This is a genomic window from Acetobacter sp. P1H12_c, from assembly GCF_018811975.1.
Lineage (GTDB): Bacteria > Pseudomonadota > Alphaproteobacteria > Acetobacterales > Acetobacteraceae > Acetobacter > Acetobacter persici.
The window spans coordinates 137,742-163,933 of sequence record NZ_JACRVR010000004.1 but is presented as its reverse complement, the minus strand read 5'-3'; the positions used below and the strand labels follow the sequence as shown (position 1 = coordinate 163,933).

The following is a 26,192-nucleotide window of genomic DNA, read 5'->3' as shown; positions in this document are numbered from 1 at the left end:
CAATGGCTCATGCCCATGCGACTTGTGACATGGAACATCAATTCCCTCCGCCTGCGCCTGCCCCGGCTTGCTGATCTGGTGGCCGCACTGGCCCCCGATCTCATCTGCCTGCAGGAAACCAAGGTACCAGACCCGCTCTTTCCGGAAGAGGCCGTACGGGCTCTGGGCTTTGAGCATCTGCATTATAAGGGGATGAAGAGCTACAACGGCGTGGCCATTCTCTCCCGCCATCCCATCACCCCGGTGGAGAATCTGCCGGGCTGGTATGGCAAGGAAGATTGCCGCCATGTGGGGGCTGTCATCAGCACACCATCAGGCCCGGTGGAACTGCATGATTTTTATGTGCCTGCGGGCGGTGACATTCCGGACCCGGACACCAACCCAAAATTTGCGCACAAACTGGCCTTTGTTGAGGAAGTGACTGAGTGGTTTGCTGGCCGCAAGCCCGAACGCGCCATTCTGGTAGGGGATCTGAACATCGCCCCGCTGGAACATGACGTCTGGAGCCACAAGCAACTGCTCAAAATCGTCAGCCATACGCCCCCGGAGACCGAGCGGTTAAACCGCTGGCTGGAAACCGGCTTTGTGGACGCCATGCGGCATTTTGTTCCGCCGCAGGAAAAACTTTATACATGGTGGTCCTACCGCAACCGGGACTGGCAGAAATCCAACAGGGGCCGCCGACTGGACCATGTGTGGGTCACCCCCGATCTGGTGCCGAACCTCAGCGGCATGACCGTCGTGCGGGAAGCGCGTGACTGGGTCAGCCCTTCCGACCATGTGCCCGTGGTGGTCGATTTCCAGTTTTAAGGCTGCTTTGTTACTCTTGAAGAGAGCCGTTCCCAGCCTCTCTTCAAGGGTCCCTCTACCGCGTCCACACACCCGCCTCAGTAACGATACTGCCAGAGCAGGCCGACGCTGCTGCCGGGGTCATTTTCCGGGGTGGTAAAGCCCGTCACGTTGCCGCCCGTGCCGACTGTGGTGTTCAGCTTAAGGTGTTTGGTCAGGTCCACCTGCACCTGCGCCTGTGTGCCCGAGCCAGAGGTTGCCTGCTTGGCCCCCACATACACGCCGCGCATCACATATTTCCCGGCTTCCACCGTGGTACCGCCATTCCCCACGCCAGACCCGCCGCCAACCGCCAGACGGTCCAGATGCAGGGTTTTGCGCAGGGTGCCCATCGGGTCAAACGTCGTCACACCCGTCAGGGTCGCCAGTGCCGTGCCAAGTTCCACCATCTGGGTGGAGGAGAGAGAGTGCGCATCCGTGCCAAACAGCAGCATGGCCAGAACCTGATCCTGCGGCAGAGACGGAATGGATTCAAAGCTGATTTTTGGCGCGCTGGCATAGCCGCCCACCTTCAGCATCGCCGTTTCCCCGTTCACGGCGCGGTCTGCTTCAAAGTCCAGCGTGGGGTCCAGCTTGTGGTCCACGCTGCTGCCGTTAAAGGCCACGCGCCCCTTGGTGAAGTTGAGGGAAATCCCCGCCAGATCAAAATTCCCGCGCTTGAGGTCAAACCCACCGCTGACGAGAGGAGCCGTACTGATGCCTTTTACCTTCAGTCTGCCAGCCATTTCCGCATCCAGACCATGCCCGCGCACAAAGAATTTGCCCGGCGATGTCAGTGTCAGATCCAGCCCGATCACGCTGGCCGTCGCGCTGGTGGTTGCGGCTTTCTCGGCCTCTGTTTTGTCACCCGGACGCACGACATCCAGCCGCGCGACAGACGATGGCAGGGAGTTGGGGATGTTGATTTCCACTTTCCGCAGATCAACATTCCCGACCACATCCATCCGGCCCGCCGCCTGACCTTTAATGGTCATGTCCGAATTCATGATGGCTGTAATCAGATCACTGGAGACCGGCCGCGCATCCCGCGCCACAAAATGAATATCGACCGGCAGACCGGGCGCCAGAACCCCAACTGAGCCCGTCACACCCATCGTGCCGTCGCCCGCTTTGGCGATCAGGTTCTGGATAACAATGCTGTTGCCCTGCCCGACAATACGCCCGTTGATGGCGGACAGATGCACGCCCTGTGCAAAATCCTGAAACTCTGCGTTTTGCAGGTCTACGGCGCCCGCAATCCGGGGAGCCGCCAGCGTGCCCTCCGCCTGCAAGGCCAGTTGTACCTGTCCCAGAGCCTGCCGCGCCTGCGCGCCCAGATAGCCATTGGCAATGGCCAGATCCAGATGCCCGCTGGTCCGCAGACTGATCGGCCCTGTGCTGGTCAGCGGCGCTGTGCCATTTACACCCAGCGCCAGCTTTGCCCCGGCATCCGCCTGCATTCTGACTTTGGCGGATGTCCCGGCCAGATCAGCCGTTGCATCCAGATGCAGCGGTGTCAGAGACGCTGCGGCAGAGGCGCCCTGCATCCGCAAACCATTCCCCGACAGATGCACCTGCCCCTGCGGGCGCTCCATCGTGCCGCTTACCTTGGCCTGCATCGCCAGCGTTCCCTGTGCATGCAGGTCAGGCATAAAGGGGTGCGCCAGTGCGGGTGTCAGATTCCGCACATCCACCGTGGCCGCCAGTGTGGGCTTGATACGGCCTGCAATATCCGCCGTTGCCGGTTCCGCCCCCTGCGTCCCCAGCGTCACCCGCAGACGGTCTACCCCCATTGTCTCCCCAAAGGAGAGAAGGGCCGGAGCCAGAAGCCGCAGATTTTCCTGCTTTGCCGTCGCCGCGAGCTTTTGCAGGCGCACCTGTTTGGCAGGCAGGTTCAGCAGAGCCGCCGTATCGAGAGAAAGCGGGCTGCCAGACCATGTGGCAGGGCCGATCTGGGCCGTCAGCGCCATCGCATTGTCCGGCCCTCTGGCCGTTACCCGCGCCTGCCCGGTCATTCCTGCCGCAGCAAGGCCGCCGAGCTTCAGGGTAAGGTCCGCGTCCGGGTGGGCCGCCGGGTCTTTTACCGTCCCGGCCAGAGAGAGCGTGCCAATTCTGGCCTGCGGCATAGCCACATTGCCATCCAGCTTTAACGCAACCAGCGGCTTCTGATTAACCTGTGTGGTTTTAACGGATGCCGCCAGCGCGCCGGAAATCGGCTGGCCGATGACGTCTTTCAGGTCTGCCAGACGCCCTATTTTCACATCCAGCGTGCCCAGCGGAACAACCTCACCCGCAGCCAGAGACAGTGCGCCCTGCCCCTGCACGCTGTTCCATGAGAGTTTTTTCAGATCAATCTGGCGTGCACCCGTCTCATCCTGCGCCAGCGCAACATTCAGCAGCAGCGGCGCACGATTGACGGACCCATGCGCTTCAACCGTTCCCGCAGGAGCGGACGGCAGATGCGCCACATCCGCATCCAGCACCACCGGGCCACGGGGCATGGTTGCCGTGCCGGGGTCCCCTTCCAGATGGAGCTTCGCAGCAAAATCCTGCATCAGCCCTTTGGCCGAGAGCGCAAGCGTGACCCCGCCCCGCAGGGAGGGCAGCGCCCGGGCCAGATCCGGCAACGCCAGAGTGGATGTCACATCCAGATCCTGCCCGGTATTCACCCGACCCTGCGCCTTGAGGTGCAAGGCCTGCCCGTCGACAGTCAGGGAGGCCAGATCAATCTGCTGCCCGGCAGCCTGCGCGGCAGGTTTATCCGCCTTTTTTGCCCCCTCGGTCTGCTTTACCTCCGCACCGGAACCCGCAACACCTGACGTAGCAGGCTGTGCCGCACCCGGCTGTCTTGGCGTGGCGGCCGGATTGTGCTGAGATGCTGAGGCATCCGGGGCCGGGGCCGGAGCGGGGGCCGAAGAAACTGAAGCGGCAGCCCCCGGTGCCGTATGGGGCCGCAGAGTGGCTGCCAGCGCAAACGTGCCTTTGGGGCCAATGAGCCCCACGGCCTGCGGCTGGCCGCCGGTAATGGCCAGCGTGCCATCAGCTTTCAGGTGCGTATCACCCTCTGCCTGCGCAGGCAGGTCAAACTGCGCGGTCATTCCGGCATTGCCCTGAAGCGGCGTGCCCGCCACCTGCCCGATAGGGCGCAGGTCCGGCAGGCTCAGCGTCAGAGTGCCACGCTGGGGGGATGCTGTCAGAACGGACCCTGTCAGATGCAGAAGCGGATGCGAGATATCCAGTTGCAGTGGTTTGCCCGCCGGTTGCGGGGAGAGTTTTGCATCAAGCTGCACCGGAGCAGAGGCCAGCAGATTTGGCGCACTTCCCGGTATCCGCACGCCATCCGCCGTCATCACCAGATGCAGCAGATCCTCAACACCCGCCTGCCCGCTCTGGCCGGTAAAGTTTGCCTTCAGGGTGCCCACAGCAGCCCCGGCGGCAGCCAGCCTGTCAACCTGAAGCGTCGCGGTGCCATTGGGCGCGGTCATTTTGCCTTTAAGCTGCGCGGCAAGGTGAATGGCATCCCAGCCGATATCCGGCGTCAGAGCCAGTTGTGGCGACTCAAACTGCGCGGACAGGCGCGCCATATCCCCGGCCAGAAGGTTCAGTTCCCCTTCTGCTTTCGCCTTCACCGGCCCGGCAGATGCCGAAAACCCCAGTGCCGCAGCGTTTGTCGGGCCTTTGATATCCAGCGCGAGAGACAGCGGCGTAAGCTGTGGCATTTTCAGTCTGGCGGCTGCAAACCCATCCGTGCCTTCCTGCGCGTCCAGATGCAGACCCAGCTTGCCGCCGCCGGTCTGTGTCGCCAGATCAATCTGCCCGGATGCATCGAGCCGCTTAACATGCAGAGCAATGTCAGACTTCGGCAATGTGGGCAGCGTCAGCCCGTCAATCACCGGGTCAATGGAAGAAAGGCTGCCATGCCCGGCCAGCGAGAAACTGGCAGGCACGCCCGCCAGCGCCGCGCCCACGGTAATGCGCTGCACGGCCAGCGTGCGGATATCAACACTCAGCCCCAGTCTGGATTTCGCGCCAGAAGACGGGGCCGCAGGCTGTGCCGTCGGGTCTGAAACCGGCAGACGCGGAATATTCAGCTCATCCGCTTTCAGGGCGTAAATCCGCGCGGTGCGCCAGACCATGCTGAGCGGAGACCAGTTGAGATCAATATTCCGCAGGGAAAGCCAGACGCCGTCTTTGTCCTTCAGGGCGATGGAGTCCAGATGGAAATTATCCGGGAAACGGCCGGACATCCCGGCAATGTTGACCATGCCGCCCGTCAGCGCTGTCGTCTGCTTCATCAGCAGCCTGCGCCCCGGCCCGGTATTGGCCCCGACCAGAATAACCCCTACCGCCAGAACGGTCACACCCGTCAGCACACCAGCGGAAAGACCCAGCACGCGGCCTGCGCGCCGCAGCGCGGAACGGCGCGGTGCGGGAGCGGTCTCGTTGTATTCAGTCATCAGAATGTTTCCCCAAGACCGATATACAGATCCCACTTGTCACCACGATAAGCGCGGTTCAGCGGCACAGCGACGTCAACACGCACCGGCCCGATGGGGGTGTAGTAGCGCACGCCACCACCCGCACCGACGCGCAGGGTGCCGGTAAACGGCATACTGCTGCTGCCCACCTGACCGGCATCCACAAACCCGGCCATCCCAAAACTTTTGAACAGCCTCTGCCGGTATTCAATGGTCCCGGCATCCAGCGATGTCCCGCCAATTGCGTAGCGCGTGCGGCCATATTGCGGCCCCACGCCCTGCCAGCGATACCCGCGCACCGTGGCGCTGCCACCCGCATACATGCGCTGGTCGGGCGGGATATCGTAAGTCGATGCGCCCTGAATACTGCCGATCATGGCGCGCAGCGCGATGATGCTGCGTCCGGGTTTGCTGATCCCCAGATGTTTGAGGTCAAAATAGGTGGAGGCAGAGGCATTCAGGATCGCGAAGAAGGACGTGCCGCTCCCCTTGTTGCCCAGAGAAACAGACGGCGTGGCGTTAATGCTGGCCCGTACGCCATGCAGGGCTGGCTCAATGGGGTTCCCAACGCCAGTATTATCAAACGTCGCGCCCAGCGGTGCTGAGACAATGGTGTAATCGCGGCTCACGTTAAACTGCTCGATATTTTCCTGCTCAGCCGCCAGCCCGAAATTGACATTCCAGTGTTTATCAATCCGGCGGGTGATCCCGGCATTCACCAGAAACGCCGTCTGGCGATAGGACCAGAACAACTGCCGCAGAGCTTCAATCCGCACGCTCAGATTCTGGTTCCGGCTGTAAAAATCCGGCTTCATGAAATCGGCATACACATCATAGCCCAGCCCCTGCTGGGCAGAGCCACCAAGGCCGGTGATCAGCGCCGTCAGTTTCAGCCGCTCGGCATTGCCGAGAATATTATAGTGGGTCCACGTCGCACCCACGCGTGCCCCGAGGTCTGTTGAATACCCGGCTTCTGCCCCTACGGAGCGGCGTTTGGCTTCCTTGAAGGTAAAGTCCAGCGGCATGGTGCCGTTCACCGGCTTTGTGGAGCCATCCTTTACGCCCACGTTGGAAAACACACCCAGTGAGCTGAGATCCTGCCGGGCCGCCTCAATTTTGGAGGGCTGGTAAAGTTCGCCTTCCTGCACGGTCAGTCTGCGGCGCACAAATTTTTCATGCACCCGCTTCAGCCCGTCCACATCAATCGTGCCGATATTCAGCACCGGCCCGGCGGAGGCCGGATAGACAATGTCCAGCGTATGCGTCTGCGGCTGGAGATATGCCCTCGGCTTATCCACCCGCGCCAGCGCATGCCCTTCTTCCCGCCAGACATCCAGCAGGTTGCCACCACTGCCCAGCACATCCTGCGCCACAGCGTCCTGCCCGGTTTTCAGGCCGAACGCCTGTTGCTGCACCTGCGTGAGAGCCACTGGCATATTGGTTTTGGGGTCAATGACCTTCACGGACCCAAGATGATAAAGTGGGCCCTTCTGCACTTTGATCTCGGCAGTCACTTTCTCCCCTGCCGGGACGCTGTTCAGCCAGTCGGACAGCGCAGGAGACATCCCGTCTACCGTGACGGAGTCTTTCTCTTTGGCGCGATGCAGGGAAATCTGCACCGTGCCATCATAATAGCCGTAACTTTCCAGAGCAGAGCGCAGGCGGTCGTAGTCGTTGCGCACACGTCCGGCCAGAGCAAATGGCCCGACAGCATGGGTGGCCTGAAGGTTCAGCAGCTCAGAAGAAGACTTGAGCGCTGCATCCAGGTCCGCCTGTCCGCTGCCCGCAAGCTGGGTCACGTAAGGCTGCGGGTCCGCGGCCCATGCGCAGCCTGCGGCAGCCCCCCACAGCGTAACACCTGTCATGACACGATTCGCGGTCAGCACGAGGCCATCCAGAACGCCTTTACTGCTCACCTGCACGCACCTCTGCTCTCACGGCCTGTTCTTCTCCCCTGCCCCTGCGGGCGTGCATTCCGCCATTTCACGATCCCGGCGAGCGTCATGCCGTATCACCATGACAAAAATGAGATCATTTTCAGGCTTTATGGATTTCTCCGCCCCATAATCCCTTCTGCCATCTTGAACGCATCTTGCGAAGCACGATTGTCCGCAGGCATCAGTTCGCGTTATGAGGGCCTATGATTTGCCATTCCTGCAGCAAACCCGGTTCCTGCCCGTGCAAGGCAGCCTCAGGATCATGACGCGTAATTCCACCGCTCAGACGCGGTTTTCCGGAACCTCCGCGCCCCCGGAGCGTGATACAGTCTCCCCACTGCCCGCATGGGTGGAAAAGTGCTGCACGCTCAGGGCGCAGGTGCGTGGCGGGTTGCGGCTGGGAGCCATTACCCTGTGGGTCCCGCTCTCTGTCGGGTTTGAAGCCTGCCTGCTGCTGGTGCCCGGCACCCCAAAAATCCGCTGGACGCGGGTCATCTGGGGTGTGCTGTGCAAACTGCTCGGCCTGCGCATCCGCGTGATTGGCAAACGGGCTGGCACCGTGGGCGGGGCACGCGCCCGTGCACGGGGGGAACGCCCTGTTATTTATATTTCCAACCACTCCTCCTGGCTGGATGTGCTGGTTCTGGGCACGTTGCTGCCGTCTGTTTTTGTGGCTAAGGGCGATATCGAGAAATGGCCCGTCATGGGGCTGGTCTCCAAAATTGGCCGGACCATTTTTGTCAGCCGCCAGCGCAGCACCACCGGGCGTGAGCGGGACCAGATGATCAGCCGCATGGTGGACGGTGATAATCTGGTGCTCTTCCCGGAAGGCACATCCTCTGACGGCTCGCGCGTGCTGCCGTTCATGTCCGCCTTTTTCGCCATCGCCAGACTCCCCCGGTTGCGGAATGGCGAGAAAAGTCAGCTCCCCATTGTTTATGCGCCCGGCATGTCCCCCATCATCCAGCCTATTTCCGTGGTGTATGATGAACTGGAGGGCCTGCCTGTTGCCCGGCTGCGCCGCCCGGTTTTTGCGTGGTATGGGGATATGGATCTCGGCCCGCATCTCTGGCAGCTCGTGCAGTGGCATAATTCCCGGGCCACCGTTGTTCTGCATGAACCGCTGGACCCGGAACTCTTCCCCAGCCGCAAGGCTCTGGCGCAGGCGGCATGGAACGCTGTGGCGCAGGGGGCTGCGGACCTGCGGCAGAACCATGCAGCGCAACCGCAGCCCGGCCGGTGTGAGCCTGCGGAAATTCCGAGCAATAAACCACGCGTCACAAAACGTCTGCTTGACAGAGTGGCCCTGCATTTTGCTTCATACAGGAAGACACGGTAAGGACCCCTTCTATGGTGCATTGCCCCTCCGTTTGCGGAAAAGAGTCTTGACCTCTGGCCTGACTGGCCTGATTTCCTCCCCCTGCCGTATGGAATGGGCCTGCGGTGTGCCGGAGCCGCTGCTGTCATGACTGGACTTCCCCCTTCCTCCCCCGCCCCGCGTGGCCTGCATGTCATTACATGGGGCTGCCAGATGAACGTGTATGACAGCGCACGGATGAGCGACGTGCTGCGCCCGCTGGGATACCAGCCGGTGGAAACACCCGCCTCGGCTGACATGATCATCCTCAACACCTGCCACATCCGTGACCGCGCGGCGGAAAAAGTCTTTTCCGAACTGGGCCGCCTGAGAAAAATCAAGGAAGAGCGGGAAACAACCGGCCAGCAGACCATTATTGCCGTGGCAGGCTGTGTGGCGCAGGCGGAAGGGCAGGAAATTCTGGCCCGTGCGCCCTATGTGGATATCGTCCTCGGCCCGCAGACCTACCATCGCCTGCCGGAAATGGTCGCCCGCGCCGCCCGCGCTGGCGGCGCGGTGATTGAGACCGATTTCCCCGCAGAGCAGAAGTTTGACTTCCTGCCGGATGCCGCCGCCCCGCAGACGCCGGGCAACCTCACCGCGTTCCTCACCATTCAGGAAGGGTGTGACAAATTCTGCTCCTTCTGTGTGGTGCCTTACACGCGGGGTGCGGAAGTCAGCCGGTCCGTCACCTCTGTTCTGGCGGAAGCCCGCCGTATGGTGGAAAGCGGCGTGCAGGAAATCAGCCTGCTGGGCCAGAATGTAAACGCCTATCACGGCACCGGGCCGGATGGAGACGTCTGGGGTCTGGCAAAGCTGGCCTATGCTCTGGCCGCCATCCCCGGCCTGAACCGCATCCGCTACGCCACATCCCACCCGCGCGATATGGATGATGCCCTGATTGCCGCCCACCGCGATCTGCCGGAACTCATGCCCTACCTGCACCTGCCGGTGCAGTCCGGGTCCGACAAGATCCTGCGCGCCATGAACCGTGGCCACACAGCGGATGATTACCGGGAGATTGTCCGCAAGCTGCATGCCGTGCGCCCGGACCTTGCTTTGTCTTCAGACTTTATTGTCGGGCATCCGGGGGAAACGGATGAGGACTTTGAGGCCACCATGCAACTGGTGCGGGATGTTACCTTCGCACAGGCCTATTCCTTCAAATATTCTCAGCGCCCCGGCACACCGGCCGCCGGTGCCCCCCTGCAGGTGCCCGAGGATGTGAAGGATGCACGTCTTCAGGCTTTGCAGGCCCTGCTGCGTGAGCAGCAGGATGCCTTCAATCAGTCTCTTGTCGGGCAGACAGTCTCTGTTCTGTTCACATCAGAGGGCCGTAAGCCCGGCCAGATTGCGGGCCGCACGCCATGGCTCCAGCCGGTGCATGTTGCCGGAACACCGGACCTGATTGGCCGTGAAGTGCCTGTCCGGATTACCGAACGTCTGACAAACTCCCTGAACGGCATTCTGGAAGAGGAGACCGTTTACGCTTGAGCACGACTGACCAGCCCCTGACCTCCGCACCGGAAAAACCGGTTACCCTCTTATTTGAAGATAACGCGCTGCTGGCCCGGCTCGTGGGGGACCATGACCGCAATCTGCGCCATATGGAGGAAGGGCTGGACATACAGGTTGCCCATCGCGGCAACCGGATTTCCATCCGCGGCACACCGGCGGATGTCGCCATCGCCCGCACAACGCTGAGCACCCTTTATCAGAAACTGGCCGCCGGGGGCATGGTCGATGTCAGCACGCTTGAAGCTGTCATCCGCATGACCCAACTGCGTGAAAGCACAAGGCACACCGATATGCAGCGTTCAGCCCCCGCTCACCAGACCACGCACGCCACCTCCCACACCGACTCTGCAGGGACGTTCCCGGCCCTGAAAATGCGCCACGGCGTGATTGAACCCCGCTCCCCCGGTCAGGCCGCCTACATGCAGGCCCTGGCCAAAAAGGAGATGGTGTTCGGCATCGGGCCTGCGGGGACCGGCAAAACCTATCTGGCCGTGGCGCAGGCCGTCGCCATGTTGCAGGCTGGCTCCGTGGACCGCATCATCCTCTCCCGCCCTGCGGTGGAAGCCGGGGAACGGCTGGGCTTTCTGCCCGGTGACATGAAGGACAAGATCGACCCGTACCTCCGCCCGCTTTACGACGCCCTGCACGATATGCTGCCGGGGGATCAGGTCATGCGGCGCATGGCCGCAGGGGATATCGAGGTCGCTCCGCTGGCCTTCATGCGCGGGCGGACGCTCTCCCACGCGTTTGTCATTCTGGATGAAGCCCAGAACACCACCATCGCGCAGATGAAGATGTTTCTGACGCGTCTCGGGCCGGGCTCCCGCATGGTCATTACCGGGGACCTTACCCAGATCGATCTGCCCACGGGCACCACATCCGGGCTGAAAGATGCTCTGGAAACGCTGAAAAATGTCAGCGGCATCAGCATCACACAATTTGACGCAGCAGATGTGGTGCGGCACAGACTGGTCGCGCGCATTGTAGAAGCGTATGATGCAAGGACGACGGCTCTCAGGGGATCGCCCCGCAATAACGGCCGTCAGGAGAACAATGGAACCGCCAAGTAGCACAAGCCACGTTCACGCAAGGAACGTGGCTGGCCCGGAAAATCCTGCCTCAGCAGGCTTTTTCCCATCCTGCGCGTTTGAAGAAACGCCCGAAATTCTGATAGAAGACCGGCGCTGGCACTGTTACGTGCCCCGGCCGGAGCAGGTCATACGCCGCGCACTGGCCGCCTGTGAGGGCTATGGCCGCCAGCCCGGCAGCGTTGTGCTCTCAACAGACCGCGTGGTGCGCGTTCTTAACGGGCAGCATCGCGGCAAGCACCGCCCCACCAATGTTCTGACCTTTGACCCACCCCCCGGTATTCCGGGCGGCGATATTATTCTGGCGCTGGAAACCGTGCTGCGGGAAGCCCGGCAGGCAGGCAGGCCGGTCAGTGACCATCTGGCGCATCTGATCGTGCATGGCAGCCTGCATCTGGCTGGCTATGACCATCATCAGGCGGGGGAAGCCCGCGAAATGGAAATGCTGGAGGCGCGCCTGCTCTCCCGTCTGCATGTTCCTAACCCATGGAAACCACGGGCATGAGCGATTACGACTCTTCACGGTCTGAGGGGCAGGATACACCGTCCCGCGGCCTGTTCTCCTTTTTAAGCCGCAAGAAGCAGGCCCCCGGCCTGCGCAGTTCCATCGCCGCCCTCGTGCAGCAGGCCGCCAACGAATCGGAAACACCGGAAGGTGAAAAACCGGAGCTGGACCGGCAGGAGCGCGTGCTGATTGCCAACATCCTGCGGCTGAGAAACATCTCGGCGTATGATGTGATGATCCCGCGCCCCGATATTATCGCCATGCCGGTCTCCATTAGTCTGGATGATGCTCTTGCCATGATGCGGCGGGAAAACCACTCGCGCATGCCGGTCTACCGCAACCAGCTCGATGATATTGTCGGCATGATCCATGTGAAGGATCTGATCGCCTATGTCGGCACCAGTGAAGCGTTTGACATCGAGCTTCTGCTCCGCCAGCCGCTGATGATTGCCCCGCAGATTCCCGTAATGGACCTAATGCTGCAAATGCGCCTGCGGCAGACACATCTGGCGCTGGTGATTGATGAATATGGCGGTGTGGACGGTCTGGTCACCATTGAGGATCTGATTGAAACCATCGTCGGTGATATTGCCGACGAGCATGATGAACCCGCCGCCACCATGATCACGGAGCGGCCGGACGGCACCTATGACGTGGATGCCCGCTGCCCGGTGCAGGAATTTGAGCACCAGATTGGCGCGATTCTCACCGCCTCCGAAAAGGAAGCGGAAATCGAGACTATTGGTGGCCTCGTGTTCCGCATGGCTGGCCACGTGCCAACCCGTGGAGAAGTACTGACGCACGAAAACGGGTATGTCTTCCGGGTGCTTGATGCGGATGCCCGGCACATCCGCCGGGTGCGGGTGCGTAAACTGCCAAACGCGGCAGACCCCACCGGCAACACGGGCGAGAGTAACGCCGAGACAACGCGTACGGGTTGACGGACAGGCTATTCTGCCGTCATCCCTAAGTCTGTACTCTGTTCAACCAGTCATGAAACCGGGATTGCCCATGTCCTTTTCACGCCGCTCTCTTCTTGTCACCGCTGGTACAGCTCTGGCCGCCACGGCAACGCATGGCCTGGCCTTCGCCGATACGGCAACCGGGGCAGACCCGCGTATGACAACGCGCCAGCTTGGTGACCCGAACGCAAAGGTGGTGGTGGAAGAATGGTTCTCCCTCACCTGCATTCATTGCGCCCACTTCTCTGAAAATACCTTCCCGCTGGTCAAGAAAAACCTGATCGACACCGGGAAAATCCGTTACGTCTTCCATGATTTCCCGACAGATCAGCTTGCAACCGTTGCAGCCATGGTCGCCCGGACCCTGCCGCCGGAACGCTATGAGCCCTTTACGGCGTCTCTGCTCGCCAGTCTGGACCGCTGGGCCTACATCAAGGATAGCAGCCCGCTGGACGCCCTGAAGAAAATGGCGGCCTTCGCCGGGATGCCGGGCGATGTGTTTGATAAAACTGTCGCGGACCAGCAACTGATGCAGTTCATCCTGTCTCAGCAGACGGAAGCGCAGGACAAATATCATTTCGATTCCACGCCGACCTTCCGCTTCAACAACAAAATTCAGCTCTCGAATGACATGACATACGAGGCCTTCACCAAGAATCTGGCTGACGCCAGCTGACGCGCCTCTTCTCCGTCACCCGGCCTTAAGTCCCGCCCTGCATGACCGTCCGTTTCGTCCGTTTGCGGATTGTCGGGTTCAAAAGCTTTGCTGAACCCGTCACTGTAGAAATTCTCCCTGGCCTGACAGGCATTGTCGGGCCTAACGGCTGCGGCAAATCCAACGTGGTGGAAGCGCTGCGCTGGGTCATGGGGGAATCCTCCGCCCGCTCGCTGCGCGGCGGAGAAATGGATGATCTGATTTTTGCCGGCACAGCCGGGCGGCCCGCCCGGTCTCTGGCGGAAGTGACAGTCACGCTGGAAGGCACGCAGGGTCACGGTCCTGCCGCCTTTGCGGATCAGGATGAACTCCAGATTACCCGCCGGGCCGAACGCGGCTCCGGCAGCGAATACCGCATTAACGGCAAACCCGCCCGCGCGCGGGATGTGCAGACCCTGTTTGCCGACCTGGCCTCCGGGGCGCGCTCCTCCGCCATGGTCAGTCAGGGGCGCGTGGCCATGCTGGTGGGAGCCCGGCCGGAAGAACGCCGCTCCATTCTGGAAGAAGCCGCAGGCATTACCGGCCTGCATGCCCGCAGGCATGAGGCGGAACTCAAGCTCCGGGCAACCGAGAACAATCTGACCCGCGCGGAAGATCTGCGCCAGCAACTGGAAACCCGGCTGGGCGGCCTTGCCGAACAGTCCCGCGAGGCCAGCCGCTACCGCGAACTTTCCTCCGCCCTGCGCGATGCTGAAACCGAATTGCTGGCCGTACTGCATGCCCGCGCCCGGCAGGCGGTTGAACGCGCCATTGAGACCGCAGCCCGCGCCCGCCATGCCCTGACAGAGCATGAGGAAGCCGCAGAAGGCGCCGTCATAACGGAATTTGAGGCCAACCAGAAACTCCCTGTCCTTCGTGCCCGCGCGGATGAGGCCCGGACCGTTCTGGAGCGCTGCCGCGTGACAGCGGAAGGTGTCACGCGGGAAGAAGAACGCGCCGCCGCACAGGCCAGAAGTGCGACAGAACGCCTCCGGCAGCATGAGGCCGATACGGCCGCCGCCCAGACCCGCGTGGAGGATGCCACCAGCACGCTGGAACGCCTGAACACGGAAAAAGCCGAAGCAGATGCCGCCGAAACCTCGCTCCCGCAAAGAACCGCCGAGGCAGAAACGCGCCAAACAGATCTGACGCAGGCTCTGGCCGGAAGTGAACAGACCCTCGCCCGGCAAACCGAAACACTGGCCGCCGCCCGCGCCCGCAAACATCGCGCCACGGAAGAACTGGAAACCGCCACCGCCCAGCTTACCCGTGCTTCCGACGCGGTTTCTGCTCTCCAGACCGAACTCTCCGCCCTGCAGGACCGCCTGCCGTCAGATGACAGCATGGCGGTCGCAGCAACAGCCGTGCAGGCGGCCCGCGCTGCCCAGACCGCTGCCCGCACAGCGTTTGAGGACGCTGATCGCGCCCGCTCCGAAGCCAGTGTGGCGCTGTCCATCGCCCGTAACGATGCAGAAAATGCCCGCCAGACGCAGGCTGAAACCCGCAAGGCGCTGGAACGCAGCCGCGCAAAACTCACCACCTTGCGGTCGGATCTGGCCCAGCTTGAAAAACGCCATGCGGAAACACAGGGCGCCCTGCTGGAAGACGCAGCGCTTCAGGCCCTGAAAGACAAGGCAACGCAGGCCGCCACTGCGCATCAGGCCGCCACGGTCACGCTGGATACGGCGGACGCGACCCGGCGCGAAACCTCCGCTGCCCTCACACAGGCCAGCCGCACGTTTCAGGAGCACGAAAGTCACCGCAAAACGGTGGACGCCACCTGCGCCGCTGCGCGGACGGCTCTGAACCGCGCCCATCAGGAAGAAGAAACCCTAACAAGAGGGCTGCAACAGGCACAGGCCGATGCCCTGCCGGAGGACACCCTCAAAGCGGCCCAGACCGCCCGCGCCACACAGGAAGACAAACTCCGCACCGTAACCGAAGCTCTGACGCAGGCAGACTTCAGTCTGGCAGAGCTGAAAACCGCCCATAACGATGCGCTCACCCGCCAGAACGCGCTGCATACGGAACTCACGCGCCTTCAGGCGCAGGCCGACGGACTGGCTCAGGCGTTGGGAACGGATGCCGCCACCGCGGAAGAGCCTGTCTCCGCCCGTATGGAGATTCCGGAAGGGTATGAGGCCGCTCTGGCTGCGGCTCTTTCAGAAGGGCTGGATGCTCCGGTTGCGGACACGGCTGCGCGCGGCTGGCATCTCCTGCCCCCTCCGGCTGCTCCGCCACCCCTGCCCGGTAATGCCACGCCCCTCAAAGCACATGTTCAGGCCCCGGATGCGCTGGACCGCGTGCTGTCCTGCATTGGTCTGCTACCGGACGGCGTGGATGGTCTCTCACTTCAGGCCGACCTTAAACCGGGGCAAAGCCTTGTCTCACGTGCCGGGGACCTGTGGCGATGGGATGGGTTTTATACCCGCGCAGGGGAGCCGGACGCCGCAACCCGCCGCCTTGGCCAGCGCCGGATTCTGAAAGAAACCGAACAGCGGATTGAAACGCTCCGGCAGGATGCGCCGGACGTTGAGCAGACTGTCACGAAAACCAGCGCTGCCTTGCAGGAGATGGAGCGGCAGGCCGCTGAGCATCGAGCACAGCGCGCAACGCTGGAACGCGCCTTACAGCAGGCCCGCACGCAGGAAGCCGACCTTGAGCGTCGGCACGCAGCCTCCCGCGCCCGGCTGGATGGCCTGCGTCCGCAGCAGGAACGCGCCGTTGCCGCAAAACAGGATGCCGAAGCCGCACTGACCGCCGCCATAGCGGCACAGGACGCGCTCCCGCAGACGGAAGCCCTGAAAACGGCTCTGGATCAGGCCCGCCAGAAAGATTTGGCCGCCCAGCAGGCTGAGCAGCAGGCCAGAACCGCCCTGAAACTGGCGGAACAGCAGCTTCGCTCAGCACAGGACACCCTGACCCGTGCGGAAAACCAGCAGGCTACGGCCAGTTCCCGGCTGGAGACGCTTCTGCCGGAACGGGAGCGCCTGCGGCAGGATGTGGCGGCGGAAGAAACGACCTTACAGGATCTGGAAACCCGTCTGGCCGCCGGGCAGGCTGACAAGCAGATAGAAGAAGCCCTGCACGCGGCCCAGACGCGGCAAACCGAGGCCGAAGCCGCCTGCCGCACGGCAGAACAGGCCGCCAGCACCGCAGAAACCGCAGTGCAGCAGGCCGCACAGCAGCACCAGACGCTTCAGGAACTCTCGCTTGAACTCCGCTCCCGTCTGGCGGCCCTCACCCCGCGTCTGGAAACACTTCAGACAGAACAGACAGAAGCCGAAGAGCGGAAAGACCGCGCCACCGCAGCACTGGAAGAAGCCGCAGCCGCGCTCCCTGAACGTGGGGAGGAAGCCCTGGACGCCCTGCGCGCACAACGGGCCGCCCTCTCTGCGGAACTGGAACAGGTGCGGGAACTCCGGGCGGCTTTGCAGGCGGAAAAAGCCACGCTTGCCAGCAAGCAGGCGTCTCTGACCGCCGCCATACAGGACTGGACAACCCGCGCGGAGAGCGCGCACACGGACCTCACCCACGCGCAGGCCCGTCTAGAGGCCGCCCGCACAGAGCACGAAACCGTCTCGGAACTGCCCGCCGAGGCTGAGCGGCTGAAAAAAACCACCCTTCAGGCTCTGACCGAAGCCGAGACAACCTATGCCGAGGCCGACAAGGCCCGCGCGGAAGCGGAAGCAGCGCTGACGGATGCCAGTGAACAGCGCCGCAAAACCGAAGCCCAGCTCACGACAGCACGGGAAACCCTTCTGAAAGCAGAAGCGCGAAGCGAGCAGGCTCAGGCCATTCTTGAGCAGCTTCTGGCTGAAACCCCGGAACCGCCCCGGCCGCCCACCGGAGATCTGACAGAAGCGGCGGAGAGTGCCCTGCGCCGCAAGATCTCGCGCCTGACGCGGGAGCGTGAGGAGATGGGCCCGGTCAACCTGCGGGCGGAAATTGAGGCGGAAGAAGCCTCGGGACAGGCCCGCACCCTTGCCGCGGAAATTGCTGACCTTGAAGCCGCCATTGCCCGCCTGCGTGGCTCCATTGGCTCACTCAACAAGGAAGGGCGTGAGCGCCTGATGGCGGTGTTTACGCAGGTGGACCAGCATTTCCAGTCGCTCTTCTCCCGCATGTTTGGTGGCGGACGGGCGCATCTGGGCCTTGTGGGCAGTGATGATCCGCTGGAAGCCGGGCTTGAAATCTATGCCCAGCCACCCGGCAAAAAGCTGGCAACTCTCTCCCTGCTTTCGGGAGGTGAACAGGCTTTAACAGCTCTTTCATTGATTTTTGCAGTCTTTCGCTGTAATCCTGCCCCCGTTTGTGTGCTCGACGAGGTTGACGCACCGCTTGACGATGCCAATGTCGGACGTTTCAGTTCCCTGTTAGGGGACATGGTTACAGAAGCAGGAACCCGTTTTCTGGTTGTTACTCACCATCAGCTGACCATGGCGCATATGGACCACCTCTTTGGTGTGACCATGCAGGAACGCGGCGTAAGCCGTGTGCTGTCAGTTGACCTTGCCCGCGCCGCCGCCATGGCCGGGCAACAGGACTAGGGATTAAAGACAGATGCCGCATCTTGATACGACATCAGACGAACCCCGAAAATCCACCGGGACCCCCCTCAAACGCTGCCTTGGCAAAGGGGCGCTGGCTGTTGGCGTGTGCATGCTGGCCTGTGCCGGGCTGGTGCTGCATCAGTCCAAGGCCTATGGGCTTCTGGCGCGTATTCATCACGGGCTGATCATCTGCACACCCGGCACGGGGCTGAGCATGACAGCAGCCTCTGCTGGCCTGCCGCACCAGAACAACCCCGGCATGCTACGGCTTGAACTGGCGTCTCAGGATGATGGGCGTGTGATTGTTGTTCCGGGCTCAAACCCGCTGAACGAGGTTCTGGCATCTTCCCGCCGCGCGCATACGCTGCTGATGCTGGATCTGAACGATACTAACCCGACCGATGTCGCGCTGCTGGTCCGCAAAGCCAGAATGCGGGATCGTGTGGTGCTGGTTCCCTCCAGCAAGGAAACGACGGAAGTCGCCCTGCAGGCAGACCCGTCCATACTGGTCGCTATCCCCGTACATTCCACGCGGGAGGCCTATGCCGCGCACCGCATGGCGGGGCATCACCCCTATGCAGCGTACCTCTCGCCCAACGCAGCGCCAGACCTGTTCACGCTGGTGCACCGCGATGCGGAAGCTGTGATTACGGAAAACCCGATTGCCACAAACTTCCAGCCAGATGAGTTTCTGGCTGAACGTCCGGTAGATATTGTGGTGACACCGCAGACCAGTCAGGTGCCCCGGACTCTCGCCCGGGACAGCTAAACTCAGGCGTCCGGCTAAACGCCGGCGCCCCCTCTGGCCTCACCGGCCTTTTCAGGCCGGTATCATGCTCCCCGTTTCCACAAACCGCTGGTGCCAGGACAGCGCTTCCTGCAACAGGTGCGGCGTATGTTTGCCGAAGGACTCTTTGCGGGCGCGGTCAAAATAATCCTGCAACATCGGCTGGTAATCCGGATGCGCGCAGTTCGTGATGATTTTCTGCGCACGCTGCACGGGTGAAAGCCCACGCAGGTCGGCCAGACCACGTTCCGTCACAAAAATCTGGGTGTCCTGCATAATGTGGTCCACATGCGCCGCCATCGGCACAATGGCGGAAATCTTTCCACCCTTGGCTGTGGAGGGGGACAGGAAGATGGACAGGTAAGAGCTGCGGGCAAAATCGCCGGAGCCGCCAATCCCGTTCATCATTTTGGAACCCATGACGCGGGTGGAGTTCACGTTACCGTAAATGTCGGCCTCAATCATGCCGTTCATGGCGATACAGCCCAGACGACGGATCACACCGGGGCTGTTGCTCACATCCTGCTGGCGCAGAATGATCTTGGTGCGGAAGAAATCCATACGGTTGTTGATTTCTTCTGCCGCATCCGGGCTGAGCGAGAAGGATGTGGCAGAAGCCACCCTCATCCGGCCGGAATCCAGCATGGCGAGCATGCCGTCCTGAATCACTTCACTATAGCCGACCAGATTTTCAAACGGCCCTTCATTCAGCCCTTCCAGCACGGCGTTCGCCACGTTGCCCACGCCGGACTGCAACGGCAGCAGAGACGGCGGCAGACGATTCTGCTTCACTTCATGGCTGAAGAAATCAAGCAGATGCCCGGCAATGGCCCGTGCGTTTTCATCCGGTGCTGCAAACGGGGCATTCCGGTCCCTGTCATGCGCTTTTACCACCGCGACAATCTTGTCCGGGTTTACGCGCAGGGCTGAGCCGCCAATCCGTTCATCCGCTTTACGGAGCGGGATAATGTCACGCGGGGGAATACCGCTGACATTGCCGTCCCAGATGTCATGAATGCCTTCCAGACCCGGATTCTGCCAGTCATTGACCTCGATAATCACCTTCTCGGCGATATCCAGAAAAGTCTGGGAATTGCCGACTGAGGATGTCGGAACAATGCCGCCATCTTCGGTAATGGCCACAGCTTCAACCAGAGCAATATCAAACTTGCCGTAATTGCCCTGCACCGCACGCCCGGCAACCTGGCCGAGATGGTTATCAAAATATTCCGTCTCGCTGTTATTAATCCGGTCGCGCATGGCGGCATCGGTATTAAAGGGCGAACGGAAAGAAACACCGTTTGCCTTGGCCAGCACGCCATCAAGCTGCGGGCCGGTAGAGGCGCCGGTAATCAGGCTGATGCGGTAGTCTTCACCCCGTGAATGGGCCTGCTCCATAAGCCCGGCCAGCGCTTCCGGCACAGCTTTGGGGTACCCTGCCCCCGTAAAACCACTGGCGCCAACCACGGCACCGGGACGGATCAGTTCGGCTGCGGCTTCTGCCGAACAGACTTTGCTACGCAGGGCGACATTACGAATGCGCTCTTTCATGAGAGGCCTTCCTGTTCTTTATTATTCCAGTTCCGACGCGAAGCGGACCAAACGGGCATGAAGCGCTCTATATCCCATCGTGCCGCTCCTTCCCACCGGCACACCTGCGGGGCCGGATGATGCGCGTAGCGTATGCAGAAAATTGCAGGCGTGGCGCGTCACATGCTTGTGCACAAAACACGCGCCCGTAAAAAATTACCGTTCCTCCCTTCCCTGTGTCCGCCTGTGGCGCCTACATGGGAAGGAGAAAGGTGGATAATAGCAGATGCACACAGGCCTCTTCCCTGACGAAAACGTGAAAGCGGCAATGCGGAAAGGACTCCGCATTGTGGGAGACGTGCATGGAGACCTTCAGGCCTTTCGTCACGCTGTTGCCACCGACCGTTTTATTATCCAGCTTGGAGACCTTGTAGATTACGGCCCGGACAGCGCCGGTGTGCTGCGCCTGATGCACAGCGTGATGCAGGAAGGACGCGGACTGTTTCTGATCGGCAATCATGACCGCAAGCTGGGCCGTGCCCTGCTGGGTAAAAAACTCCGGCCAGACCCACCGCTGGAAGCCACCATGGCCCAACTCCACCGGCCCGAAAACGCGGACGTGCTGGAGTTTGCTCTGGACATGCTGGAAGCCGCCCCCGCATGGCTGGTGCTGGGCCGGATGCTCTTTGTCCATGGGGCGTTTGATGTCCGGATGCTGATGGAACCGCCCCCGCCCGCTCTGGGCCGCGTGACGTTCCTGCTCTCCCGCGCGCTGTTCGGGGAAACGACCAGCCGTGTCCAGAAAGATGGCTTCCCCGAACGCTGCCTGAACTGGGTCAATCATATTCCCACCGGCTATACGGTCTATTGCGGGCATGATCAGCGGTCTACCAACGGCTGCCCGCTCACCATCCCCGGCCGGGCCGGAGGGCAGGCAATCTTTACAGATACCGGTGCGGGCAAAGGCGGCCATCTGGCGTGGCTGGACGTGCTCGCTAACTTTTTGGAAGAATCAGCTCCCGCCATGTAAGAGTGTTTCGTGCAATAGCCTTGCAAGAGACACTTCATTACAGTGCCAGACAGAAACAGAAACAAAGAACCGTGCAAACCGTGACCGACCAGCCCTCCCCGACTGATGCCCTGCTGGACCTCCGTCGCAGCATCGACAATATCGACGCAGCCCTTGTTGCCATGCTGGCGGAACGCTTCCGCTGCACCAAAGCCGTAGGGGCGCTCAAAGCCCGTTACGATATGCCCCCGGCTGACCCGGCCAGAGAGGCCCGCCAGATTGCCCGCCTGCGCACACTGGCGGAAGACGCACATCTGGACCCGGATTTTGCCGAGAAGTTTCTGAACTTCATTATCCATGAAGTCATCCGGCACCATGAAGCGATTGCAAAACAGTCCTCCGAATCGGCTGTAAAGTGACCCGCCGCCTCCTTCTGCTGCGGCACGCTGAAGCCGCCAGCCCTCCGGGGGGTGATTTTAGCGAGGAGGCCGATCTGGCCCGTGCGCTGACAGCAGAAGGACGGCTGGCCGCGAGCCGCTGCGGCGCTTGGCTCCGGGCACGCGCACTGGCTCCTGACCTTGTTTTATGCAGTCCGGCCCGCCGCACGCGGGAGACGCTGGCAGCACTGGCCCCTTTCCAGCCGCCTCCGGCGCTCCCTATCCGGTTTTGCCCTGAAATTTATGAGGCGCCGCCTGCCGCCCTGCTGGCCTGCATCCGGCAAGCCCCCGCAGGCGCCCGCACAGTTCTGCTTGTAGGGCATAATCCCGGCATTTCCGCGCTGGCCCGCTGGCTGGACCCGCAGGCCGAAGCACTGGAACAGGGATTCGCAACAGCCTCCCTCGCAGTCTTCCGGATGTGGGGGTCTGAAAGTGCGGAAGACGCACCGGACTGGGCGGGGTGCGATGCCACAAGCCTGACCCTAGACACATTCGCGCGACCCTGAGGGCAGGAAAGCGCAGTTTTCCAAGCATGACCCGTTTTGATAACGCGCGGTTTATCACCCACCAGCTTCCTGTTTCTTTCTGGATCGGTGAGAAGAGTCACACAGCAGGCCGCACGTCAGTCAGCCAGTCAGGCAGCGGCTCTCTAATGCAGAAGGAAACATCATGAGCGCATCGCAGAATGAAGGTCAGCGGTCTGACGCAACCCTGTCACTCGGTGGGCGGACGGCGAGTTTGCCGGTCCTTTCCGGCACACTCGGGCCAGATGTTGTCGATATTCGCAAACTGCCGGCCGATATGGGCGTGTTCACCTATGACCCCGGCTACGGCGAAACAGCATCCTGCTCCAGCAAAATCACGTTCATTGACGGCGATAAGGGCGTTCTTCTCCATCGCGGCTATCCCATTGCCCAGCTTGCAGAACATGCATCCTATGAAGAAGTGATCTACCTGCTTCTGAACGGTGAACTGCCGAACAAAGCCGACTACGAGAAATTCTCCAACACCCTGACCAATCACACGCTGCTGCATGAGCAGATCCGGAACTTCTTCAATGGTTTCCGGCGTGATGCCCACCCGATGGCCATTCTCTGCGGCACCGTCGGTGCCCTCTCCGCATTCTATCCGGACGCCAGTGACATCGCGATCAAATCCAACCGCGAACTGGCAGCCATGCGGCTGATTGCCAAAATCCCGACCATTGCGGCATGGGCCTACAAATATACGCAGGGCGAAGCCTTTATCTATCCGCGCAATGACCTGAACTACGCGGAAAACCTGCTCTCCATGATGTTTGCAAGGGTGTCCGAACCCTACAAGATCAACCCTGTTCTGGCCCGCGCCATGAACCGGATTCTGATCCTGCATGCCGACCATGAGCAGAACGCCTCCACCTCCACCGTCCGCATGGCGGGTTCCACCGGTGCCAACCCGTTTGCCTGTATTTCCGCAGGGATCGCAGCCCTCTGGGGGCCCGCACATGGCGGCGCGAACGAGGCAGTCCTGAAAATGCTGGCCAGCATTGGCAGCAAGGAAAATATCCCTGACTTCATCGCCAAGGTGAAAGACAAATCCAGCGGCGTGAAGCTTATGGGCTTCGGCCATCGCGTTTATAAAAACTTCGACCCCCGCGCCAAAATCATGCAGCAGACCTGCCATGAAGTGCTGGGCGAACTCGGCATTAAAGATGATCCGCTGCTGGATCTGGCCATTGAGCTTGAGAAAATCGCGATCAACGATGAGTATTTCGTGCAGCGGAAACTCTACCCGAACGTCGATTTCTATTCAGGCATCATCCTGAAAGCCATGGGTATTCCTACCAGCATGTTCACCGTGCTGTTTGCTGTAGCCCGCACCACCGGCTGGGTCAGCCAGTGGAAGGAAATGATTGAGGAACCGGGCCAGCGTATCTGCCGCCCCCGCCAGCTCTATACTGGCTCCCCGCAGAGAGATTTTACAGGGTTTGACAAACGCTGAGGCTCTTCTGAACCTCCTCGTTTCAAAACATCCGACAGATTTTACGCCCGCACTGCAACAGCATGCGGGCGCAAAATATTTCTACGCCGGGCTCTGCGTCACCGTACCGCACGATTTCACCGCATACGACTGAGAGCTGAGAGCTGAGAGCTGAGAGCTGAGAGCTGAGAGCTGAGAGCTGAGAGCTGAGAGCATCATACGTCAGCAGACCTGTACAGAGGCAATGGCCCGACTGACAGATTTTGAAGCGCGGCCTTCTACCTTGCCCCAAATAACAAAAAAGCCAGACCGGGCTTCCCGATCTGACCTCTTTCAGACACCCACATGCAGCCTTTCCGGCCGAGGGATTTAGTCGCAGTCACATCCTTTTGTCGGCGCTTTTGATTCACGCACAACATGATGGTCAATCCATTCTGACACCAGACGGCGCGCTTCATTCAAAGACGCTTCAGGATGATGAATGCGATACAGGGTTGTGCAGGCATGGAACGCAGTCACATCCTCAGTGCCAACGTCCCGTAGCTCCTGATACGCCGTGACGACAGCTCGCTCGCATTTACGCGCGATCCGACTTAGTTCAACAGCCACAGCATTATCCTCAACTAATAATCACTCTCAACAACGAAGATTAAACGCCAATTCTTACTGATATGCAAGGTTGAATCCGTCTTTAGCGCCGTTCTTCTGATCACAAGTTTTTACATACCCGGCCAAGGTGGTTTTTACGTCCCTACAAGGCCCAGCGGCTTTTCAAAATGCCCGCCACACGCCCGGCCTCGTCCAGCACCTCACGCGGCCAGGGCGAAAGTGTGTCGGTCAGAACGCGCACATGCCCGTCCTGTATCAGCCTCCTCGCCAGACGCCCGCGCACGCCCCGCAAATCCTGTTCCCGCTCCATCAGAAAAACCGGCAGATCGGCCACACAGGCCTCCACCAGCATGGCGCTTTCTCCCCCGCCAACCACCACACAATCCGAGCAGGCCATAAAACCCAGTAGCGGTTCTTCGTCCGGCTCTCCCTGCCGCCAGACCAGCAGAAACGTCTCGGAAAGCCCCATCATAAAGGCCTCTGTCAGGTCCGGCTTGCTGTCATCCCGCACCACGAGCAGTGCTGAGCCGCCCTGCCGGTTGATCATCCCGGCCAGTTTTTTCCCCTGCAATAATGCCTCTTCCTGCGTGCGGAAGGCGTTTTCTCCCACCAGCACAGTCACTCGCGGAAAAGGCAGATGCTCCAGCCGCTCCTGCCACGCCCTGCGCGCCCGGGCCAGCAAGGCGGGAGAGACAATGGTCATCGGCCCGAGTGTGGGACAGAATCTGGCCGTGGGGTCTGCCGGAGAAGGAGCCACCACAAGGTCAAACGGCATGGAGCGCAGCATCGGGGCCGAGCGTCCTTCATGCCGCACGCACCACACAACCGGACACCCTGCCCTGCGGCCTGCCTTGAGTGCGGCATAACCAGACCGCCAGCCGGACGCGAGAATCAGACCCGGCTCCCGCCGCTCTTCCAGAAACGAATCGAGCGCGAGCATTTCCATCCGCACCCGCCGGAACAGGCACCCAAGGCGGGATGCCAGCACGTAGGCAGGTCCGGGGTCTGGCCCCAAGGCGCTCTCCACCACCCAGACAGGCGCCAACTTTGTTACAGAGAAGGTCATTTTCTCATTCCGGCACGCAAGACTGAGATGAAGCATAGATTTTCACGCCGCCGGGGGCTATGCCAAAGCAAATTCCAACCGCCATAGCTAAGGAAGCGCTTCATGACGTCACCCGCCAACCTGGTCGCCCCCCACTCTGGCGAGACCAGCGACTGGGACCGCGATGCGGCCCTGTGCACGGCACGTCTGCTGCTGGAAATCAAAGCCATCAATTTTCGTCCGGAAGAGCCTTATACGCTGACCTCCGGCTGGAAATCCCCGGTCTATATCGATTGCCGCCGCATCATCTTCTTCCCCCGCGCCCGCGCCAAAATCATGGAACTGGGCGTGGAGAAAATCGGCCGTCATGTGGGTTATGAAAGCATTGATGCCGTTGTCGGCGGAGAAACAGCAGGTATCCCCTTCGCCGCATGGATGGCGGATCGCATGATGCTGCCCATGGCGTATGTCCGCAAAAAGCCCAAAGGCTTTGGCCGCAACGCCCAGATTGAAGGCGATGTGCCGGAAAACATGCGCACCCTGCTGGTGGAAGATCTCACCACGGATGGAGCCTCCAAGGTCGCTTTTGCCAATGCTTTGCGCAATGCCGGTGCGCTGATCAATCATGCCTTTGTCATTTTCTATTACGGCGTCTTTCCGGGGGCGCACCAGTCTCTGACAAACATGAACATCTCCCTGCACGCGCTGTGCACATGGTGGGATGTGCTGGAAGCCTGCTCAACGCGTCCTTACTTCTCGGAAGAAGCTGCGGCAGAAGTGCGGCGTTTTCTTGAAAATCCGGCTGCATGGTCCGCCCGCCACGGCGGCGTCGGCAGTCTGGAAGAAGCCGCTGCGTTCAAAGCGAACAAAGACAAGCCTGCCTGAGTTTAAGCGTG

Annotated in this window: 19 protein-coding genes; 14 read left to right on the top strand and 5 right to left on the bottom strand. The window is 61.2% G+C overall.

The window, feature by feature from the left end; genetic code table 11:
• Nucleotides 1-15 precede the first annotated feature (15 nt).
• Nucleotides 16-810 carry an exodeoxyribonuclease III gene (locus KP699_RS05065; RefSeq protein WP_374196881.1) on the top strand — a complete coding sequence of 265 codons (795 nt, stop codon included), beginning with the start codon at nt 16-18 and terminating at the stop codon, nt 808-810.
• A gap of 77 nt (nt 811-887) precedes the next feature.
• On the opposite strand, the gene KP699_RS05060 is transcribed toward KP699_RS05065, so the two are convergent.
• Nucleotides 888-5,285 carry a translocation/assembly module TamB domain-containing protein gene (locus KP699_RS05060; RefSeq protein ID WP_215761823.1) on the bottom strand — a complete coding sequence of 1,466 codons (4,398 nt, stop codon included), beginning with the start codon at nt 5,283-5,285 and terminating at the stop codon, nt 888-890.
• A complete protein-coding gene (locus KP699_RS05055; protein ID WP_215761842.1) occupies nt 5,285-7,171 on the bottom strand; it encodes an autotransporter assembly complex family protein in 1,887 nt (628 codons plus the stop codon). Before KP699_RS05055 ends, KP699_RS05060 begins: the two co-directional genes overlap by 1 nt.
• A gap of 334 nt (nt 7,172-7,505) precedes the next feature.
• Here KP699_RS05055 and KP699_RS05050 point away from each other — a divergent pair, with 334 nt between their 5' ends.
• From KP699_RS05050 to KP699_RS05015, 8 genes are all read left to right on the top strand, one after another.
• Nucleotides 7,506-8,582 carry a 1-acyl-sn-glycerol-3-phosphate acyltransferase gene (locus KP699_RS05050; RefSeq protein ID WP_215761822.1) on the top strand — a complete coding sequence of 359 codons (1,077 nt, stop codon included), beginning with the start codon at nt 7,506-7,508 and terminating at the stop codon, nt 8,580-8,582.
• Between the two features lie 93 nt (nt 8,583-8,675).
• Nucleotides 8,676-10,094 (top strand): tRNA (N6-isopentenyl adenosine(37)-C2)-methylthiotransferase MiaB, encoded by a 1,419-nt coding sequence (gene miaB, locus KP699_RS05045; RefSeq protein WP_212353653.1) that lies wholly within the window; start codon nt 8,676-8,678, stop codon nt 10,092-10,094.
• On the top strand, nt 10,091-11,188 hold the full coding sequence (locus KP699_RS05040; protein ID WP_179194548.1) for a PhoH family protein: 1,098 nt from the start codon (nt 10,091-10,093) through the stop codon (nt 11,186-11,188). The genes miaB and KP699_RS05040 overlap by 4 nt, the downstream gene beginning before the upstream one ends.
• A complete protein-coding gene (gene ybeY, locus KP699_RS05035; protein WP_086655301.1) occupies nt 11,172-11,711 on the top strand; it encodes an rRNA maturation RNase YbeY in 540 nt (179 codons plus the stop codon). The genes KP699_RS05040 and ybeY overlap by 17 nt, the downstream gene beginning before the upstream one ends.
• Nucleotides 11,708-12,652 (top strand): hemolysin family protein, encoded by a 945-nt coding sequence (locus KP699_RS05030; protein ID WP_215761821.1) that lies wholly within the window; start codon nt 11,708-11,710, stop codon nt 12,650-12,652. Before ybeY ends, KP699_RS05030 begins: the two co-directional genes overlap by 4 nt.
• Nucleotides 12,653-12,722: 70 nt before the next feature.
• On the top strand, nt 12,723-13,349 hold the full coding sequence (locus tag KP699_RS05025; protein WP_025827810.1) for a thioredoxin domain-containing protein: 627 nt from the start codon (nt 12,723-12,725) through the stop codon (nt 13,347-13,349).
• Between the two features lie 41 nt (nt 13,350-13,390).
• Nucleotides 13,391-17,917 carry an AAA family ATPase gene (locus KP699_RS05020; RefSeq protein ID WP_215761820.1) on the top strand — a complete coding sequence of 1,509 codons (4,527 nt, stop codon included), beginning with the start codon at nt 13,391-13,393 and terminating at the stop codon, nt 17,915-17,917.
• Nucleotides 17,918-17,930: 13 nt separating this feature from the next.
• Nucleotides 17,931-18,689, top strand: coding sequence for a hypothetical protein (locus KP699_RS05015; RefSeq protein WP_237388708.1), 759 nt, complete (start codon nt 17,931-17,933; stop codon nt 18,687-18,689).
• Between the two features lie 51 nt (nt 18,690-18,740).
• Here KP699_RS05015 and KP699_RS05010 read toward each other — a convergent pair whose 3' ends face one another.
• Nucleotides 18,741-20,258, bottom strand: a complete 1,518-nt coding sequence (locus tag KP699_RS05010) for a succinate CoA transferase (RefSeq protein ID WP_212374241.1) — start codon at nt 20,256-20,258, stop codon at nt 18,741-18,743.
• Nucleotides 20,259-20,523: 265 nt separating this feature from the next.
• On the opposite strand from KP699_RS05010, the gene KP699_RS05005 reads away from it, so the two are divergent.
• The 4 genes from KP699_RS05005 to gltA all read left to right on the top strand — a co-directional run bounded on the left by KP699_RS05005 (nt 20,524) and on the right by gltA (nt 23,663).
• Nucleotides 20,524-21,267: a metallophosphoesterase gene (locus tag KP699_RS05005; protein ID WP_215761819.1), complete on the top strand. Its 744-nt coding sequence runs from the start codon at nt 20,524-20,526 to the stop codon at nt 21,265-21,267.
• Nucleotides 21,268-21,347: 80 nt separating this feature from the next.
• Entirely contained in the window at nt 21,348-21,665 is a 318-nt protein-coding gene (locus tag KP699_RS05000; RefSeq protein WP_179194549.1) for a chorismate mutase, read from the top strand.
• The gene (locus tag KP699_RS04995; protein ID WP_215761818.1) at nt 21,662-22,189 is read left to right on the top strand and encodes a histidine phosphatase family protein; all 528 of its coding nucleotides are present in this window, start codon (nt 21,662-21,664) and stop codon (nt 22,187-22,189) included. Before KP699_RS05000 ends, KP699_RS04995 begins: the two co-directional genes overlap by 4 nt.
• 163 nt (nt 22,190-22,352) lie before the next feature.
• Nucleotides 22,353-23,663, top strand: a complete 1,311-nt coding sequence (gene gltA / locus KP699_RS04990; protein ID WP_025828158.1) for a citrate synthase — start codon at nt 22,353-22,355, stop codon at nt 23,661-23,663.
• 348 nt (nt 23,664-24,011) lie between these two features.
• Here gltA and KP699_RS04985 read toward each other — a convergent pair whose 3' ends face one another.
• Together KP699_RS04985 and KP699_RS04980 are read right to left on the bottom strand one after the other, a co-directional pair.
• Nucleotides 24,012-24,251: a hypothetical protein gene (locus KP699_RS04985; RefSeq protein WP_025828157.1), complete on the bottom strand. Its 240-nt coding sequence runs from the start codon at nt 24,249-24,251 to the stop codon at nt 24,012-24,014.
• 142 nt (nt 24,252-24,393) lie between these two features.
• Nucleotides 24,394-25,317: an ELM1/GtrOC1 family putative glycosyltransferase gene (locus KP699_RS04980; protein WP_215761817.1), complete on the bottom strand. Its 924-nt coding sequence runs from the start codon at nt 25,315-25,317 to the stop codon at nt 24,394-24,396.
• Nucleotides 25,318-25,419: 102 nt separating this feature from the next.
• Between KP699_RS04980 and KP699_RS04975 the strand changes: the two genes are divergently transcribed.
• Nucleotides 25,420-26,181 carry an orotate phosphoribosyltransferase gene (locus KP699_RS04975; RefSeq protein ID WP_025828154.1) on the top strand — a complete coding sequence of 254 codons (762 nt, stop codon included), beginning with the start codon at nt 25,420-25,422 and terminating at the stop codon, nt 26,179-26,181.
• The last annotated feature ends 11 nt before the right edge of the window (nt 26,182-26,192 follow it).

Bases quoted from the DNA above. Each gene is read 5' to 3' on its own strand.
- KP699_RS05065 (WP_374196881.1), top strand. From the start codon at position 16: ATGCGACTTGTGACATGGAACATCAATTCCCTCCGCCTGCGCCTGCCC.
- KP699_RS05060 (WP_215761823.1), bottom strand. From the start codon at position 5,285: ATGACTGAATACAACGAGACCGCTCCCGCACCGCGCCGTTCCGCGCTG.
- KP699_RS05055 (WP_215761842.1), bottom strand. From the start codon at position 7,171: ATGACAGGTGTTACGCTGTGGGGGGCTGCCGCAGGCTGCGCATGGGCC.
- KP699_RS05050 (WP_215761822.1), top strand. From the start codon at position 7,506: ATGACGCGTAATTCCACCGCTCAGACGCGGTTTTCCGGAACCTCCGCG.
- miaB (WP_212353653.1), top strand. From the start codon at position 8,676: ATGGGCCTGCGGTGTGCCGGAGCCGCTGCTGTCATGACTGGACTTCCC.
- ybeY (WP_086655301.1), top strand. From the start codon at position 11,172: ATGGAACCGCCAAGTAGCACAAGCCACGTTCACGCAAGGAACGTGGCT.
- KP699_RS05030 (WP_215761821.1), top strand. From the start codon at position 11,708: ATGAGCGATTACGACTCTTCACGGTCTGAGGGGCAGGATACACCGTCC.
- KP699_RS05025 (WP_025827810.1), top strand. From the start codon at position 12,723: ATGTCCTTTTCACGCCGCTCTCTTCTTGTCACCGCTGGTACAGCTCTG.
- KP699_RS05020 (WP_215761820.1), top strand. From the start codon at position 13,391: ATGACCGTCCGTTTCGTCCGTTTGCGGATTGTCGGGTTCAAAAGCTTT.
- KP699_RS05015 (WP_237388708.1), top strand. From the start codon at position 17,931: ATGCCGCATCTTGATACGACATCAGACGAACCCCGAAAATCCACCGGG.
- KP699_RS05010 (WP_212374241.1), bottom strand. From the start codon at position 20,258: ATGAAAGAGCGCATTCGTAATGTCGCCCTGCGTAGCAAAGTCTGTTCG.
- KP699_RS05005 (WP_215761819.1), top strand. From the start codon at position 20,524: ATGCACACAGGCCTCTTCCCTGACGAAAACGTGAAAGCGGCAATGCGG.
- gltA (WP_025828158.1), top strand. From the start codon at position 22,353: ATGAGCGCATCGCAGAATGAAGGTCAGCGGTCTGACGCAACCCTGTCA.
- KP699_RS04980 (WP_215761817.1), bottom strand. From the start codon at position 25,317: ATGACCTTCTCTGTAACAAAGTTGGCGCCTGTCTGGGTGGTGGAGAGC.
- KP699_RS04975 (WP_025828154.1), top strand. From the start codon at position 25,420: ATGACGTCACCCGCCAACCTGGTCGCCCCCCACTCTGGCGAGACCAGC.